General features: G+C 73.5%; 13 protein-coding genes. 4 read left to right on the forward strand and 9 right to left on the reverse strand.

All coding sequences use genetic code 11. The annotated features are described in order from the left end of the window. Positions 1–2 precede the first annotated feature (2 nt). Positions 3–1,958 carry a DNA primase gene (gene dnaG, locus BMZ16_RS09105; protein ID WP_089799598.1) on the reverse strand — a complete coding sequence of 652 codons (1,956 nt, stop codon included), beginning with the start codon at positions 1,956–1,958 and terminating at the stop codon, positions 3–5. Between the two features lie 71 nt (positions 1,959–2,029). Here dnaG and BMZ16_RS09110 point away from each other — a divergent pair, with 71 nt between their 5' ends. Then, entirely contained in the window at positions 2,030–2,446 is a 417-nt protein-coding gene (locus BMZ16_RS09110) for a YciI family protein (protein WP_369822513.1), read from the forward strand. Positions 2,447–2,453: 7 nt separating this feature from the next. Here the strand turns inward: BMZ16_RS09110 and BMZ16_RS09115 are convergent, their stop codons facing one another. The 4 genes from BMZ16_RS09115 to BMZ16_RS09130 all read right to left on the reverse strand — a co-directional run bounded on the left by BMZ16_RS09115 (position 2,454) and on the right by BMZ16_RS09130 (position 7,690). After that, a complete protein-coding gene (locus BMZ16_RS09115) occupies positions 2,454–3,743 on the reverse strand; it encodes a deoxyguanosinetriphosphate triphosphohydrolase (protein WP_089799602.1) in 1,290 nt (429 codons plus the stop codon). Between the two features lie 40 nt (positions 3,744–3,783). After that, the gene (locus tag BMZ16_RS09120) at positions 3,784–4,692 is read right to left on the reverse strand and encodes a sugar ABC transporter permease (RefSeq protein WP_089799604.1); all 909 of its coding nucleotides are present in this window, start codon (positions 4,690–4,692) and stop codon (positions 3,784–3,786) included. Between the two features lies 1 nt (position 4,693). Further along, the gene (locus tag BMZ16_RS09125; RefSeq protein ID WP_089799606.1) at positions 4,694–6,340 is read right to left on the reverse strand and encodes an ABC transporter permease subunit; all 1,647 of its coding nucleotides are present in this window, start codon (positions 6,338–6,340) and stop codon (positions 4,694–4,696) included. Between the two features lie 120 nt (positions 6,341–6,460). Continuing rightward, positions 6,461–7,690, reverse strand: coding sequence for a sugar ABC transporter substrate-binding protein (locus tag BMZ16_RS09130; protein ID WP_089799608.1), 1,230 nt, complete (start codon positions 7,688–7,690; stop codon positions 6,461–6,463). Between the two features lie 201 nt (positions 7,691–7,891). Here BMZ16_RS09130 and BMZ16_RS09135 point away from each other — a divergent pair, with 201 nt between their 5' ends. Then, positions 7,892–8,953, forward strand: coding sequence for a LacI family DNA-binding transcriptional regulator (locus BMZ16_RS09135; RefSeq protein WP_255366480.1), 1,062 nt, complete (start codon positions 7,892–7,894; stop codon positions 8,951–8,953). A 96-nt stretch (positions 8,954–9,049) separates the two neighbouring features. After that, a complete protein-coding gene (locus tag BMZ16_RS09140; protein WP_089799613.1) occupies positions 9,050–10,765 on the forward strand; it encodes a glycoside hydrolase family 13 protein in 1,716 nt (571 codons plus the stop codon). 49 nt (positions 10,766–10,814) lie between these two features. Here the strand turns inward: BMZ16_RS09140 and BMZ16_RS09145 are convergent, their stop codons facing one another. The 3 genes from BMZ16_RS09145 to BMZ16_RS09155 all read right to left on the reverse strand — a co-directional run bounded on the left by BMZ16_RS09145 (position 10,815) and on the right by BMZ16_RS09155 (position 14,037). Then, a complete protein-coding gene (locus BMZ16_RS09145; protein WP_177199652.1) occupies positions 10,815–11,909 on the reverse strand; it encodes a carboxylate-amine ligase in 1,095 nt (364 codons plus the stop codon). A 67-nt stretch (positions 11,910–11,976) separates the two neighbouring features. Beyond that, positions 11,977–13,170, reverse strand: a complete 1,194-nt coding sequence (gene dusB / locus BMZ16_RS09150) for a tRNA dihydrouridine synthase DusB (RefSeq protein WP_089799617.1) — start codon at positions 13,168–13,170, stop codon at positions 11,977–11,979. Between the two features lie 153 nt (positions 13,171–13,323). After that, entirely contained in the window at positions 13,324–14,037 is a 714-nt protein-coding gene (locus tag BMZ16_RS09155; protein WP_255366481.1) for a TetR/AcrR family transcriptional regulator, read from the reverse strand. A gap of 108 nt (positions 14,038–14,145) precedes the next feature. Between BMZ16_RS09155 and BMZ16_RS09160 the strand changes: the two genes are divergently transcribed. Continuing rightward, the gene (locus BMZ16_RS09160) at positions 14,146–15,192 is read left to right on the forward strand and encodes an NAD(P)-dependent alcohol dehydrogenase (RefSeq protein ID WP_218143340.1); all 1,047 of its coding nucleotides are present in this window, start codon (positions 14,146–14,148) and stop codon (positions 15,190–15,192) included. Positions 15,193–15,324: 132 nt separating this feature from the next. On the opposite strand, the gene BMZ16_RS09165 is transcribed toward BMZ16_RS09160, so the two are convergent. Continuing rightward, on the reverse strand, positions 15,325–16,713 hold the full coding sequence (locus BMZ16_RS09165; RefSeq protein WP_089799621.1) for a glycine--tRNA ligase: 1,389 nt from the start codon (positions 16,711–16,713) through the stop codon (positions 15,325–15,327). Positions 16,714–16,828: the final 115 nt, after the last annotated feature.

The raw sequence follows: 16,828 nt of genomic DNA on the forward strand, positions 1-16,828 counted from the left end.
GGTCAGGCGCTGCGCAGCGTCCGGCGCTGCGCCTCGAGCTCCATGAGCTCACCCAGCAGGGCGCGCTGCTCGGCGGGGTCGGCGTCGTCGCCCAGGCGCTGCAGCCGGCCCCGGACGTCGGCGATCCGGCGCGTGATGCCGATGTCCACCAGGCGCAGCACGACGCCGCGCACGTACGCCGGCAGGGCGTCCGGCCGGTCCTCGGGCAGCGGGGCGACCGACAGCTCGGTCAGCAGCGCGTGCACGGGCTCGGCGGCCTCGTCCAGCACGGCCCCGACCCACGCCGTCCCGCCGCCCGCGGCCACGACGCGCTGCGCGGCGGTGATGCCGCCCGCCGCGCGCACGGCCTCGTGCACCGCCCGGTACGCCGGCGCCGTGCAGGCGTCGGGCGCGAGCTGGTCGAACTCCGCCGGGACCAGGGTGGGGTGCTGCAGCACGACCTCGAGCGCGGTCCGCTCCACCTGGGCGACGGGGTCGCGCCGGTCCGGCGCCGTCATGCGCGCCACCGGCACGGGCGTCGGCGCCGCCCCCGGCTCCCCCGCCCGCCGTCCCGCGTCGCGCTCCGCCGGGCGCGCACCCGGACGGGAGCCGCGGCGCGCGGCGCCGGCCACGGCGCGGCGCACGCCCGCGACGTCGTCCATGCCCAGCCAGCCCGCCAGCAGGCGCTCGTACTCCGGGCGCAGGGCGGAGTCGCGGATCCCCGCCACGACCGGGGCCGTGGCGCGCAGCGCCGCCACGCGACCCTCGGCGGTCCGCAGGTCGTGCGCGGCGAGCGTCGAGCGGATGACGAACTCGAACAGCGGCTGCCGCGAGGACACCAGCGCACGCACGGCGTCCGGCCCGCGGGCCTGGCGCAGGTCGCACGGGTCCATGCCGGACGGCTCGACGGCGACGAACGTCTGGGCGGTGAGCGCCTGGTCCTCGCCGAACGCACGCAGGGCGGCCTTCTGGCCGGCGGCGTCGCCGTCGAACGTGAAGACGATCTCCCCGCCCACGGACGAGCCGCCCGCGAGCTGCACGCCGGCGGCACCGCCGGAGTCGCCGACGAGCCGCCGCACGATCCGGGCGTGGTCCGGGCCGAACGCGGTGCCGCACGTGGCCACCGCGGTGCGGACCCCGGACAGGTGCATGGCCATCACGTCGGTGTAGCCCTCGACGACGACCACCTGCTTCTCGCGGGCGATCTCCCGCTTCGCCAGGTCGATGCCGTAGAGCACGTGGGACTTGCGGTAGAGCGGCGTCTCGGGGGTGTTGAGGTACTTCGGGCCGTTGTCCTCGTCGAAGAGCCGCCGGGCGCCGAACCCGACCGTCTCCCCCGTGACCTCGCGGATCGGCCACACCAGGCGGCCGCGGAACCGGTCGTAGATGCCCCGCTGGCCCTGGCTGACGAGCCCGGAGGCCGTCAGCTCGGCCTCGGTGAAGCCCCGCCCGCGCAGGTGCCGCAGCAGCGCGTCCCAGCCCTGCGGGGCGAAGCCCACACCGAAGTCGTCGGCGGCCGAGCGGTCGAAGCCCCGCTCCGCGAGGAAGGCCCGGGCCGCGGCCGCCTGCGGCTGCACGAGCTGCTCGCGGTAGAACTCCTCGGCGATGCGGTGCGCGTCGAGCAGGCGCCGACGTCGGCCGGGCTCCTCGCCGGGGCGCGACGGGCCCCCGCCCTCCTCGTACCGCAGCTGCATGCCCGCGCGGGAGGCCAGGTACTCCACGGCGTCCGTGAACCCCAGGCCGTCGACCTTCTGGACGAACGCGATGACGTCGCCGCCCTCACCGCACCCGAAACAGTGGTACCGGCCCACCTGGGGCCGCACGTGGAACGACGGCGACCGCTCGTCGTGGAAGGGGCACAGGCCCTTCAGGGAGCCGACACCCGCGGGCCGCAGCGCGACGTGCGCGCCGACGACCTCCTCGATGTGCACGCGCTCACGGACGGCCTCCACGTCCTCCCGCAGAATCCGTCCGGCCACGTCGGTGATTCTAGGCGTCCACGGGACGTGCCCGGACGTGGTCCGCGACGCCCCTCGCGGTGGGCGTCCGCATGGTGTCGAATGTCCTGCGCGCCGCACGTCATGGCGGTGACGGGCGACCTGCGCCCGGCCACGAGGAGGCCGACATGGAGTACCTGCTCTTCATCTGCACCGACCCTGAGGGTGAGCAGCCCGCACCCGACGACCTGACGATCGAGCAGTGGGGCGCCGACGTGGACGCCCGCGGCGTGTGGCGGCACGGTGACCGGCTGCGTCCCGTCGAGGCGGCCACGACGGTCCGCCGCCGGGGCGACCGCGTCGTCCTGACCGACGGGCCGTTCGCGGAGACCCGCGAGCACATCGCGGGGTACGACGTCATCGAGGCGGCGGACCTGGACGAGGCCGTGGCGGTCGCCGCCGCGCACCCCATGGCCCGCGCCGGGCGGATCGAGGTCCGGCCCGTGTGGCCGCTGGACGCGGGCGACTGACGGCGGCTCAGTGGCGCGGGGGGTGCACCAGCCTGCCGTGCACCTCGACCGCCGAGACGTCCGTCAGGGAGGCGACCTGGTCGACGACGACGCGCAGGCGACCGGCGTCGTCGTCGGCCGCGCGCCAGTCCGCCGCGAACGGCGGCTCCAGGGCGTCCGGCCCACGGTCGGCGAGCACGTGCACGAGGTCGGTGAGGATCTCGCGCTGGCGCTGGTACAGCGGCTCGAGCTCCCGGGGCGCCATGACGTACGCCACGGCCAGGCCCTTGAGCACGAGGATCTCCGCGAGCGTGTCGTGCGGCACGACGAGCTCGGCGGCGTAGCGGGTGAGCGGACCGTCGCCGTAGCGGGCCCGGGTGGCCTGCTGGGCGGCCTTGGCGAACCGGCCGATGAGCTGGCTCGTCGCGTCCTTCAGCACGGCCAGCGCGCGGCGCGAGCCGTCGAACCCCGCCTCCCACAGCCGCGCGGCGACCAGGCGGTCCATCGCGGCCTCGAGCTCGGCGCCGGTGACCTGGGCCCCGTACCAGGTGTCCACGGCCTCCACGACGCGCGCCCGCTCGTCCGGGCGCGTCAGCACGCCCAGGTCGAGCCGGCCCCCGACGACCGCGTCCTCGACGTCGTGCACGGAGTAGGAGATGTCGTCGGCCAGGTCCATGACCTGCGCCTCGAGGCACTTGCGACCCGCAGGCGCATCGGCGCGCAGCCACTCGAACACCGGCAGGTCGTCCTCGTACACCCCGAACTTGTGGGTCGGGCGCCCGCTGGCGGGGCTGATCGGCCCCTGCCCGTAGCGCCACGGGTACTTGACCGACGCGTCGAGGCTGGCGCGCGTGAGGTTCAGCCCGACGGACCGCCCGTCGGGGGCGACCACCTTGGGGTCCAGCCGCGTGAGCAGCCGCAGCGTCTGGGCGTTGCCCTCGAAGCCGCCGATGCCGCGTGCCAGGTCCGCCAGCGCCCGTTCGCCGTTGTGCCCGAAGGGCGGGTGGCCCAGGTCGTGCGCGAGGCACGCGCTGTCGACGACGTCGGGGTCGCAGCCCAGCGCCTTGCCGATCTCGCGGCCGACCTGCGCCACCTCGAGCGTGTGCGTCAGGCGCGTGCGCACGAAGTCGTCCGAGGACGGGCCGAGCACCTGGGTCTTGGCACCGAGCCGCCGCAGCGCCGAGGAGTGCACGAGCCGGGCCCGGTCGCGCTCGAACGGCGTGCGCTCGCGCGACTTGACCCCCTCGTGCACCCACCGCTCCCGGTCGGCGTCGGCGTACCCGTCGACGTCGGGGGCGAGGTGGTCGAGTGCGGTCACGTGCCCAGCGTAGATGTCGACGGCCCGCCCCCGGGTGTGCTCAGCCCTTGACGGCGCCCGCCGTCAGCCCGCCCACGATGTACTTCTGCAGGAAGAGGAACAGCACGAGCACGGGCAGTGCCGAGATGACGGCACCGGCGGCGAACAGCCCCCAGTTGGCCTCGAGCAGCGCGGACACCCAGCCGTAGAGGCCGACGGCCACCGTCCAGTTCGCCTCCGACTGCAGCACGAGCCGCGCGATGATGAACTCACCGAAGGTGCTGATGAAGGACAGCAGCGCGACGACGGCCAGGATCGGCGTGACCAAGCGCAGGATGATCGTCCAGTACGTCTGGGCGTGCGTCGCGCCGTCGATCTTCGCCGCCTCGTCCAGCTCGCGCGGGACGGTGTTGAAGAACCCGTACATGAGGAACGTGTTCACGCCGAGCGCACCACCCAGGTACACCGCGATCAGGGCCAGCTTGCTGTTGAGGCCCAGCGCCGGCACGACGTTGCCCAGCGCGATCAGCAGCAGGAAGATCGCGACGAACGCGAGCATCTGCGGGAACATCTGGATGATCAGCAGGGCCGTCAGGCCGGCACGCCGCCCGGTGAACCGGAAGCGCGAGAAGGCGTAGGCGGCCGCCGCTCCCATGAGGACCGTGCCGATCCCGGTCGCGATGGCGATCTGCAACGAGTTGGCGAGCCAGGTCCAGAACAGCGTGCCGCCGAGCGCCTCGTAGTTCGCGGTGCTGACGGAGGAGAACAGGTCGTTCGAGCCGGTCAGCGTCCCGCCCTCGGAGAGCGACGCCGAGATCACGTAGACGATCGGGAAGATGGCGTAGAGGACGAAGAGCACGCCGATGACGTGCCGCCACCCCAGCTCGCGGAACCAGCGGGCGGGACGCATGCGCGGCTGCGCCGCGCTCGAGGAGGTGCGGTGCGGGAGCGTGACGTCGGTGGTGGCCATGTCAGTTGATCTCCTCGAACTGCTTCGTCCGCTTGAACGTGATCGCGGAGATGGTCGCGACGATCACGAAGATCACGATGGACAGCGCTGACGCCAACCCGTAGTTCTTCGCCGCCGTCCCGTCCAGCCCGGACACGGAGTACACCATCGAGATGAGGATGTCGGTGTGGCCGAGCGGCACCGACGCGTCGGGGAACCGCGGTCCGCCCTTGGTCAGCATGTAGATCAGCGTGAAGTTGTTGAAGTTGAAGGCGAACGACGAGATGAGCAGCGGCGCCGTCGACACCAGCAGCAGCGGCAGCGTCACGGAGCGCCACGTGCGCGCCGCGCTCGCCCCGTCGACCTTGGCCGCCTCGAGGACGTCGGCGGGCAGCGACTGCAGCGCGCCCGTGCAGATGAGGAACATGTACGGGAAGCCGAGCCACAGGTTGACCCCCAGGACCGACAGCTTGGCCAGCCACGGGTCCGTGAGCCACGGGATCGCCGCTCCCCCGAGCAGCACCTGGTTGATGAAGCCGTACGACCGGTTCAGCATGCCGGACCACAGCAGCGCGGCGAGGAACCCCGGGATCGCGTACGGGAAGATCAGCAGCGTCCGGTAGATCTTGCGCCCGCGCAGCCGCGTGTCGTTGAACGTGATGGCGAGGAACAGCCCGAGCAGGAACGTCGAGACGACGGACAGGATCGCGAACGCGAACGTCCAGACCAGGATCTTCACGAACGGTCCGGCGTAGCGCTCGTCCGCGAAGGCGGTCTTGAAGTTGTCGAGGCCGACCATGACGCGCCAGCCGACGTTCAGCTGCTGGCCGTCGTCGGAGCGGAACGTGCCGTCCGACGTGGCGCGGTACACCGTGCCCGTCGTGACGTCGGTCATCGTGTCGGCCTCGGGGTCCCACTCGAGGGACGGCAGCGACACGAAGCCGGTGCGGGCGTCCTGCGTCCGGATCGAGCCGTCCTCCGGGTCGTCGGACAGCGGGACCCGCAGCTGGGTGACCTCACCCTGGCGCGCCAGGACCTCCTGCCGGCTGAGCACGGTGGCACCGGGGACCTCGGTCACGCGGCCGTCGTCGATGGTCGCGGCGTCGTCCGCCCGCAGCGGCTCCTCGGCCGTGCCGACCTGCGCCTCGCCGTCCTCGACGATGGCGAACCCGAGCTGCCCGCCCCGCTCGACGACGGTCAGGGGGTAGGTGGCCGAGCCCTCGACGCGGCGCTCGTTCTGGATGAGCAGCGCCTCGACGGCCTGCTCCTTGGTGGAGTTGTGCCCGTCCCCGTAGTTGGTGAACGCGACCCAGCCCGTGTACCCGACCACGTACACCTGGTACACGAGCAGGAACGCCAGGCCGGGCAGCACGTACTTCAGGGGCAGCGTGCGCCGGGAGAAGTAGACCCAGTCGGCCACGAGGACCAGCACGACCATCGACGCGAGGATCCCCAGGTGACCCTCGCGCCAGGCGGCGAGGATCCCGTAGACGCCGAGCGCGTTGACGACCGCCATCAGCGCGATCTTCACGAGCACGCCGATGCGGAACGGCTCCCGCGGCCGACGCCCGTGGTCGGCCACCACGGGACCGGAGGACCCGGGGGTCGGTCCGCCCGCGGCCCCGGTGGGGTCCGTGGTGTCACCGGCGAGGGTGGGGTGCGTGGCCATCGCGCGCCTTCCGTGCAGTCGGTCGGCGCGTCGGTGCGCCGGGACGGGTGGCCCGCGGACGGTCCGCGGACCGGGTCGGCCGTACCGCGGGACGACGCCCGCGGTACGGCCCGTGTCGGGTCAGGACCCGATCGCTCCCTGGATGTCGGCGATCATCTTGTCCCAGGCGGCCACAGGCTCGGCCGCGCCGGAGATGATGTTCGCCTCGGTGACGCCCCAGAAGGCCCAGACGGAGCCCATCTCGGGGATCGACGGCATCGGCACGGCCTCGGCACCGACGGCCGCGAAGCCGGCGGTGATCGGGTCCGCCGACGCCTGCTCGGCCGCCGACTTCAGGGCCGGCGGGCGGTTGCCGGCCTCGTAGAGCGCGAGCTGCGCCTCGTCCGTCGCCATGTAGTTGACGAGGAAGTCGTTCGCGAGCAGCGCGTTCTCGCTCTGCGCCGACACGTAGAAGCCCTGCACACCCACGAACGGCTGGGCGAGCTCGCCGCCTGCCGACGGGATGGCGTCGATCGACAGCTCGAGGTCCCCGAACTGCTCGATCATCCACGGGCCGCCGATGATGAACGGCGACTCACCGTTCTTGAACGCCTCGACGGCGATGTCGTACGTGATGTCGGTCGACAGGACGCCCGCCTGGCCCTGCGTCTGCAGCCACGTCGCGAAGGCCTGACCCGGCGCGCCGCCCATGCCCAGCTCCGTGGAGTAGGAGCCGTCGTCGTTCTGCACGAAGACGGGGGCACCGAAGGACGTCTGCAGCGGGTAGTACGTGTACGGGTCGCCCTCGGTCCCGGTCTGGATGAGGAACGGGTACAGCGTGCCGGCGGCCTGGCCCGCGGCGATCGCCTCGTCCCACGTCGCCGGTGCCGTGGCGGCCAGCGCGGTGTTGCGGATCAGCGCGACGTTCTCGATCGCGTACGGCAGGCCGTAGACCTGGCCGTCCTGCGTGAACGCCTCGATCGCGACCTCCTCGAAGTCGGCGGTCTTGTCGCCGAGCTCGATGGGGGCCACCACGCCGTTGGTGGTGAACTCGCCGAGCCAGTCGTGCGCACCGACCGTGATGTCGGGGCCCTCACCGGTGGGGACCTGCGCCAGGAAGTCGGCGCGGATGTCCTCGAAGTTCTTGAGGACCACGTCGACGTCCACGTCGTTCTCGGACTCGAACGCCTCGGCGGCCTGCTCGACCGCGGCCTGCCGGGTCTCGTCGACCCAGACCACGAGCGCGTCGCCCGAGCCGGCGGAGCCACCGGTCGTGGCGTCGCCCGCGGGCTCGTCGCTGGAACCGCTGCACGCCGTGAGCGTCAGCGCGAGGCCGAGCGTGAACGCAGCGGCCGGGATGCCTCGTCGCATCTTGTTGTCTCCTGATGTGTCGTTCGACCTGCCCGACGTCCGGCGCATCACCGTTGTCGGCCGTTGCCGAAACGGTATGCGCGTTGCAGCCCCCCTTGCAAGTCGTTACGGTAACTTTCAGGTTCCAGTTTCACGTAGGCCGCGCCGATCTGCCGCGCGACGGGACGAGGAGGTCCGGTGGCCCCGACTACGCTGCCCACTGTGCGCACACGACTCACGGACCTGGCCGAGCAGGCCGGGGTGAGCACCGCCACGGTGTCGCGCGTGCTCAACGGCAAGCCTGGCGTCTCCGCCCAGGCGCGCCAGGCCGTGCTGACGGCCCTGGACATGCTGGGCTACGAGCGGCCCGAGAAGCTGCGCATGCGCTCCGCCGGCCTCGTCGGGCTCATCGTCCCCGAGCTGTCCAACCCCGTCTTCCCCGCCTTCGCCCAGGTCATCGAGACCATGCTCAGCGACCGCGGGTACACCCCGCTCCTGTGCACCCAGTCCCCCGGCGGCACCACGGAGGACCAGTACATCGAGCTGCTGATGGACCACGGCGTGGACGGCATCGTCTTCGTGTCCGGCCTGCACGCCGACACCACGGCCAGCAAGGACCGCTACCACCGGCTGCGCGGCCGGGGCGTCCCCCTGGTGCTCGTCAACGGGTACGCCGAGGGCGTCGACGCGCCGGCCGTGTCGACCGACGACACCGCGGCGATGGATCAGGCGCTTCGCCACCTGCACTCCCTCGGTCACCGCGCGATCGGACTGGCCGTCGGACCCACGCGGTTCGTCCCTTCGCAGCGTAAGCGCGACGCCTTCGCCGCGCTCATCGAGCAGCGCCTGGGCGTCACCGACCCCGAGGCTCACGTCGTGTCCACCCTGTTCACCGTCGAGGGCGGCCGGGCGGCCGCGACCCAGCTGTTCGAGTCCGGGCACACCGCCGTGGTGTGCGGTTCGGACCTCATGGCCCTCGGTGCCGTACGCGCCGCGCGCTCCCTGGGGCTGCGCGTGCCCGAGGACGTGTCCGTCGTCGGGTTCGACGACTCGCCCCTGATCGCGTTCACCGACCCGCCGCTGACGACCGTCCGGCAGCCGGTCCCCGCGATGGGGCACGCGGCCGTGTCGGCGCTCGTCGCCGAGATCACCGGGAGCGCGGCCCCGCGCACCGAGATGCTGTTCCACCCCGAGCTGGTCGTACGCGGGTCGACGGGCACCGCGCCCGCGAGCGCCCCGCCCGCCACGGACGACACCGGCGCCGTCGCGACCGCCGCACGCTGAGCGGCCGCGCCCCGCGTCCGGGCGCCTCCGCGCGCCCGCGACCACCCGCACCACCCTGTTGCACCTCTGCCCTGCACCCCCTCAGGAAGGCCATCCGTGACCCTCACGGCGCTCACCCCCGACCTCGTCGCCCACCGCCCCGACACGGGCACCGAGTGGTGGCGCCACGCCGTCATCTACCAGGTCTACCCGCGCTCGTTCGCGGACGCCTCCGGCGACGGCATCGGCGACCTGCCCGGTGTGACGGCCCATCTCGACCACCTCGTCGAGCTCGGCGTCGACGCGGTCTGGCTCTCGCCGTTCTACCGCTCGCCGCAGGCCGACGCGGGGTACGACGTGGCGGACTACCGCGACGTCGACCCGCTCTTCGGCACGCTCGCGGACGCCGACGCCCTCGTGGCCCGCGCCCACGAGCTGGGCCTGCGCGTGATCGTCGACCTGGTGCCGAACCACACGTCCGACGAGCACGCGTGGTTCCAGGCGGCCCTCGCGGCCGGTCCCGGGTCGCCCGAGCGCGCCCGGTACCACTTCCGTGACGGGAAGGGCGAGCACGGCGAGCTGCCGCCCAACAACTGGGAGTCGATCTTCGGCGGCCCCGCGTGGACGCGCACCACCGACCCGGACGGCACGCCCGGCCAGTGGTACCTGCACCTGTTCGACAGCAAGCAGCCGGACCTCGACTGGGACAACCCCGAGGTGCACGCCGAGTTCGCCGACGTGCTGCGGTTCTGGCTCGACCGGGGCGTCGACGGGTTCCGCGTCGACGTGGCCCACGGCATGGTCAAGGCGCCGGGCCTGCCGGACTGGGACGGGCACGTCGCGATGATCGACGGCACCGACGCGTCGCAGGACGTCGACGCCGTGGACGGCTCGGGCAACCACGGCCCGATGTTCGACCAGGAGGGCGTGCACGAGATCTACCGCGCGTGGCGCCGCATCCTCGACACGTACGACGGCGACCGCGCCATGGTCACCGAGGCGTGGGTCGAGCCGCTGAGCCGCCTGGCGCGCTACGTGCGTCCGGACGAGGCCCACCAGTCGTTCAACTTCGCGTTCCTCGCCGCGGGGTGGCACGCGCCGGCGCTGCGGCGCGTCATCACCGCCTCGTACGAGGCCAACGACGCCGTCGGGGCACCCACGACGTGGGTGCTGTCGAACCACGACGTCGTGCGCCACGCGTCGCGCATGGGGCTCGACGACCCGACCCACCGGCCCAACGGCATCGGCCACGACGACGAGCAGCCGGACGCGGAGCTGGGCCTGCAGCGCGCGCGTGCCGCGTCGCTGCTCATGCTCGGGCTGCCCGGGTCGGCGTACGTCTACCAGGGCGAGGAGCTGGGTCTGCCGGACCACACGTCGCTGGACGACGAGCTGCGCGAGGACCCGGCGTTCTTCCGCACGGGCGGCGCCGAGCGCGGCCGTGACGGCTGCCGGGTGCCGCTGCCGTGGGCAGGCGACGCCCCCGGGCTCGGATTCTCGCCGACCGGTGCGACCTGGCTCCCGCAGCCCCCGGAGTTCGCCGACCTGGCCGTCGACCGCCAGCGCGGGCGCGAGGGCTCGACCTACGAGCTGTACCGCGCCGCGCTGCGGCTGCGTCGCAGCGAGAACCTCGGTGCCGGCGGCCTGCAGTGGCTGGACACCCCGGCGCGCGAGCACGTGCTGGCGTTCCGCAACGGGGACGTCGTCGTGCTGGCCAACCTCGACGACGTCGACGTGCCCCTGCCCCGGGACGCCGAGGTGCTGCTGGCCTCGGGCCCGCTGGGCGACGGGGTCCTGCCGGCGGCCACGACGGTCTGGCTGCGCCTGCCCTGACGCACGCGGGACGGCCCGGTCGGCAGCTGCCGACCGGGCCGTCCGTGCGTCAGGCGACGGTCGCCGCCACGGCGTTCTCGACGACGGCCGGCAGGCCGCCCTCCCGGGCCCACGCGCGCTGCTCGTCGGCGCCGGTGCCCCGCTGCCACAGCCGCGCCAGGAGGTCCTGCACCGTGGCGAGGTCGCCGCTGTCGACCAGCGCCGGGCGCAGGTGGTCCAGCATCTGCGCGACCGCGTCCCGCGCCGGCACCGGGGTCATGAACGGCGGCAGCAGCAGGTCGCCCCCGAGGCCCGACCGCGCCGCCCGCCACGTGGCGGCGCGCAGCGGCTCGACGCGCTCGTGCGACGGCGGCACGCCGTCGGCGGCCTGCCGCGCTGCCGTCTCCACCAGCGCACGGCACAGCGCCGCCACCAGGACGGCGTCGTCCGCCCGCAGGCAGACGTCGGCCACCCGGATCTCGACCGTGGGGTACCGCGGCGACAGCCGGGCGTCGAAATACATCATCGCCGGGTCGAGCGCCACCCCCGACTCGACGAGGCCCGCGACCGCCCGCCGGTACGCGTCGGCGGTGCCGAACGGCGCGGTGGGCCCCGCCGTGGGCCACCGGTTCCACATCTGGGACCGGATCGAGGAGTACCCCGTGTCCTCGCCGTGCCAGTACGGCGAGTTCGCACTCAGTGCCAGCAGCACCGGGAGCCACGGGCCGATGCGGTCGAGGACCGCGACGCCCTCGTCGTCGTCGGCCACCGAGACGTGCACGTGGCAGCCGCTCGTGAGCTGCTCGCGCACCGTCAGCGCGTACGCCTTCGCCATGGCCTCGTAGCGGGCGCCGCGCGAGAGCGTCGTCGGGCCCGACATGGGGGACGTCGCGACGGCGACGAGCCGGCCGTCTGCCTGCAGCGCGGCCGCCGACGCCCGCGCGCGCCCCTCCCGGACCTCGACCGCCAGCTCGTCGAGCTCGAGGCACGGGTGCGTGCCCGTCTCCACCTGCTGCTCCTGCAGCTCCTTCTCGAGGCCCCCGCCCGGGGGCCCTTCGTCGGCAGCCTCCCCACCGCCCTGCTCGTGGGCGCGCACCGCCGCCTCGGCCACACCGGTGGGCACGCCCGCGGCGTCCACCAGCAGGTACTCCTCCTCCACACCCATCGTCCGCACGGGCTGCAGTCTGCAGGCCCGTGGGCGTCCGCGCGCGGCGAGACGGACGACCGGTGCGTCAGCCGCCCGAGACGGACAGCTCGGCCTCGTGCAGGTCCCGCCGGAAGTCGTCGGACAGCTCGCGGGAGTCGAGCCACCCGTACGGGAGGATCGGGCGCTTGGGCGAGCCCGCACGGCCCCGCGGCCCCTCGGCCGCGTCGCCGGGGTACGGCTGGTCGAGGTCGAGCCGGGCGAGCAGGTCGTCGAGCTCGGCCAGCGACGACACGAGCCCGAGCTGGGCGCGCAGCTCCCCGCCGACGACGTAGCCCTTGAGGTACCACGCCATGTGCTTGCGCATCTCGCGCAGCGCCTTCGACTCCTCGCCGAAGTGGTCGACCATGAGCTCGGCGTGCCGGCGCATGACGCGCGCGACGTCGGCCAGCCCCGGGCGGATCCGCTCGTCGGAGCCCGCGAAGGCCGCCGCGAGGTCCGCGAACAGCCAGGGCCGGCCCTGGCACCCGCGCCCCACGACGACCCCGTCGCAGCCGGTGTGCGCGACCATCGCCAGGGCGTCCTCGGCCGACCAGATGTCGCCGTTGCCGAGCACCGGGATGTCCGTGACGGCCTGCTTGAGCGTGGCGATCGCGTCCCAGTCGGCCGTGCCGGAGTAGTAGTCGGCCGCGGTGCGCCCGTGCAGGGCCACGGCGGCGACGCCCGCGTCCTGTGCCGTCAGGCCGGCCTCGACGTACGTCAGGTGGTCCTCGTCGATGCCCTTGCGCATCTTGACGGTCACGGGCACGCCGTGCGGCTGCGCGGCGTCCACCGCGGCACGGACGATCCCGGCGAACAGGTCCCGCTTCCACGGCAGCACCGCTCCCCCGCCGCGACGGGTCACCTTGGGCACCGGGCAGCCGAAGTTGAGGTCGATGTGGTCGGCGCGGTCCTCCTCGACCAGCAGGCGCACGGCTGCGCCGACCGTCGCGGGGTCGACGCCGTAGATCTGCACCGAGCGCGGCACCTCGTCCGGCTCGAACGCGATGATGCGGAACGACTCGGGGCTGCGCTCGACCAGCGCGCGGCTCGTCAGCATCTCCGCGACGTACAACCCGGCGCCGGACTCGCGGCACAGCCGACGGAACGCGGCGTTGGTGACCCCGGCCATGGGCGCGAGCACGACGGGCGTGTCCACGGTGATCGGGCCGATCCGCAGGGGCGGGAGGACGGCGGAACCCGGCTGCGGGGTCCCGTGCGGGGTCGTGGTCGTCTCGGGCACGGGTCCATTGTCCCCCCCAACCCCGCCCGGCCTCGAGGACCTCCTCGCCGGGGGTGGGCGCGACCACCCCGGGGGCGCGCCCGCGGAGGTGGAGGCCGCGACGCGCGCCCGGAACGGGAGTCCGTGCGCTGACACCGCAGCGGGCGGACGTCCTCAGCCGCGCCCGTCGCCTGCGGCCGACGAGCCGCGGGCGAGACGGTCGAGGCCGTCGAGGACGAGGTCGAGACCGAACTCGAACTCGGCCTGGTCGTCGCACCACCCGAGCGTCGAGGCGTCGTCGTGCGCGACCTCGGCGAGCATGGCGGCGAGGTGCGGCACCAGCTCCGCCATCCCGGCGAGCGCGTCGGCGCCCTGCTGGTCACCGGCATCGGGCTCGCCGATCTCGGGGCTGAAGCCGAACATCCGGCTGCCCAGCGCGTGCAGCCCGTGGTGCACGAGGTCGTAGGACAGCCCGCCGTCACGCATGAGACCGACGACGGCGTCGACGTGCCGTGCCGCGCCCAGGGTCATGACGCTGCGCGCCGCCATGACGTCCGGCGCCCACGGGTGACGCAGCATGACCGTGCGCGCGGCGAGCAGCCGGGCACGCACCGCCGCGCGCCACCCGCCGTCCTGCGCCGGCACCGCGCTCGTGTCGGCTGCGGCGGCCAGCTCGTCGAGCACGAGCTCGACGGCGCCGTCGAGGATGCCGCCCTTGCCGCGCACGTGGTGGTACAGCGACATCGCCTCGACGCCGAGCTCGTCGGCCAGGCGTCGCATCGTGAGGGCCTCGACGCCCGCGGCGTCGGCGATGTCGACGGCACGGCGCAGCACGCGCTCACGCGTCAGGCGCGGACGCGACGCGTCGGCGACGGGAGCCTCGACCACGCCACCACCCTCTCACCGTCCCGGCCGGACCGTTGACGCGCCGCACCGTGAGTGCGACCCTTACAGCGTAAGCCTTACGTCGTAAGGCTCGAATGCCCGGAGGCGACCGTGCCGACCACGCCCCACCGCAGCGACCCCACGACACCGACAGCCCCCGGCGCCGGCCCCCGCATGCGCGCCGCGGTGCACGAGCGCTACGGCGGGCCGGACGTGGTCCGCCTCGCCGACGTCCCGGTGCCCACGCCAGGCCCGGACGACCTGCTCGTCCGCGCGTACGCCTCGGACGTGAGCGTCGCGGACCACCGGTTGCGCGCACGGGACCTGCCCCGCGGCATGGGCGTGCTCGCCGGCCCCGTCGTCGGCTTCCGCCGTCCGCGTCGGCAGGTGCTCGGCATGGAGGTCGCCGGCGTCGTCGCCGCCACCGGCCCCCGGGTGACGGGGTTCCGCCCCGGCGACCGCGTCGTCGCGGCGACCGGGTCCGGGTTCGGCGGCCACGCCGAGCTCGTGCGGGTGCCCGCGTCCGGCGTCGTCGCGCACGTGCCCGACGCCCTGCGGCTCGACGAGGCGGTCGCGCTGGTCTTCGGCGGGCTCACGGCCCACAAGTTCCTGAGCCGCGCCGACGTGCGCCCCGGCACCGAGGCGCTCGTCAACGGTGCGTCGGGCGCCGTCGGGACGATGGTCGTCCAGCTCGCCGCCGCCCGCGGCGCACGCGTGACGGCCGTGTGCAGCGCACCGAACGCCGACCTCGTGCGCTCGCTCGGGGCCACCGAGGTCGTCGACCACCTCACGCAGGACGTCACGGCGCTGGGGCGGCGCGTCGACGTCGTCGTCGACTGCGTCGGCACGCTGCCGCTCGCCCGAGCCCGCCGCGTGCTGCGACGCGGCGGCACGCTGCTGCTCGTCGTCGCCGACCTGGCCGGCACCATCGGCGCACCGTTCGCCCGGCTCCGTGGCGTCCGCGCCGTCACCGGCGACCTGCCGACGTCGGCCGCCGACCTCACCGAGCTCCTGCGGCTCGCGGCCGAGGGCACCCTGCGCCCGGTCGTCGACCGGACGTACGCGTTCGAGGACGTCGTCGAGGCCCACCGCTACGTCGACACCGGCCGCAAGCGCGGCGCGGTGGTGCTGCGGATCCTTCCCGAGGTGCGGGCCTGACCGGACGCCGGCACGTCGGGCGTCACGACCCGTCGCGGACGAGCCGGCACGGACAGCAGGGCACGAACCGCCGGCCACGAACAGCCGCGGGCCCGGGCGCCGAAGCACCCGGGCCCGCGGTCGTGCGGCGCCTCAGGCCCCCACGAGGCGCTGCGCGAGGTAGCCGGTGACCTGGTCGAGCGCGACGCGCTGCTGCGACATGTCGTCACGGTGCCGGATCGTCACGGCCTGGTCGTCGAGCGTGTCGAAGTCGACCGTGATGCAGAACGGCGTGCCGATCTCGTCCTGGCGGCGGTAGCGGCGGCCGATCGCCCCGGCGTCGTCGAACTCGACGTTCCAGTTCCTGCGCAGCTCCGCGGCGAGGTCGCGCGCCTTCGGGCTGAGCTGCTCGTTGCGCGACAGCGGCAGCACCGCGGCCTTGACCGGGGCGAGGCGGGGGTCGAGCTTGAGGACCGTGCGCTTGTCGACCCCGCCCTTGGTGTTGGGCGCCTCGTCCTCGGTGTACGACTCGACGAGGAACGCCATGAGGGAGCGTGTCAGGCCGGCCGCCGGCTCGATGACGTACGGCACGTAGCGCTCGTTCTTGGCCTGGTCGAAGAACGACAGGTCCTGGCCCGAGTGCTCGGAGTGCGTGCCGAGGTCGAAGTCGGTGCGGTTGGCGATGCCCTCGAGCTCGCCCCACTCGCTGCCCGTGAAGCCGAACTTGTACTCGATGTCGACCGTGCGCTTGGAGTAGTGCGACAGCTTCTCGGCCGGGTGCTCGTAGTGGCGCAGGTTCTCGCGCGCGATGCCGAGGTCGACGTACCAGTCGGTGCGGGTGTCGATCCAGTACTGGTGCCACGTCTCGTCGGTGCCGGGCTCGACGAAGAACTCCATCTCCATCTGCTCGAACTCGCGCGTGCGGAAGATGAAGTTGCCGGGCGTGATCTCGTTGCGGAACGACTTGCCGATCTGCCCGATGCCGAACGGGGGCTTCATGCGGGCGGCGGTGTAGACGTTCTTGAAGTTCACGAAGATGCCCTGCGCGGTCTCGGGCCGCAGGTAGTGCAGGCCGGACTCGTCCTCGACCGCGCCGAGGTAGGTCTTGAGCATCATGTTGAAGTCGCGCGGCTCGGTCCACTGCCCGCGCGTGCCGCAGTTGGGGCACGCGATGTCGGCCAGGCCGTTCTCGGGCGCGCGGCCCTTCTTCTCCTCGAACTCCTCGACGAGGTGGTCCTCACGGAACCGCTTGTGGCACGACAGGCACTCGGTCAGCGGGTCGGTGAAGACGCCGACGTGGCCGGACGCGACCCAGACCTGGCGCGGCAGGATCACCGAGGAGTCGAGGCCGACGATGTCGTCGCGGCTCGTGACCATCGCGCGCCACCACTGGCGCTTGATGTTCTCCTTCAGCTCGACACCGAGCGGTCCGTAGTCCCACGCGGAGCGGGTGCCCCCGTAGATCTCACCGCTCGGGAACACGAAGCCCCGGCGCTTGGCGAGGGAGACGACGGAGTCGAGACGGGACGGTGCGGCAGCCACGGTGGGTTTCTCCTGGGTCGAGGACGTCCGCGGCTGGGTGCCGCGGGGCACAGCAGCCCAGGTTATCGGTCGCCCGGCAGGGTGCCGCACACGTCTCCGGTCGGGTCGCTGTTTT

Source organism: Cellulomonas sp. KH9 (assembly GCF_900114185.1).
Lineage (GTDB): Bacteria > Actinomycetota > Actinomycetes > Actinomycetales > Cellulomonadaceae > Cellulomonas.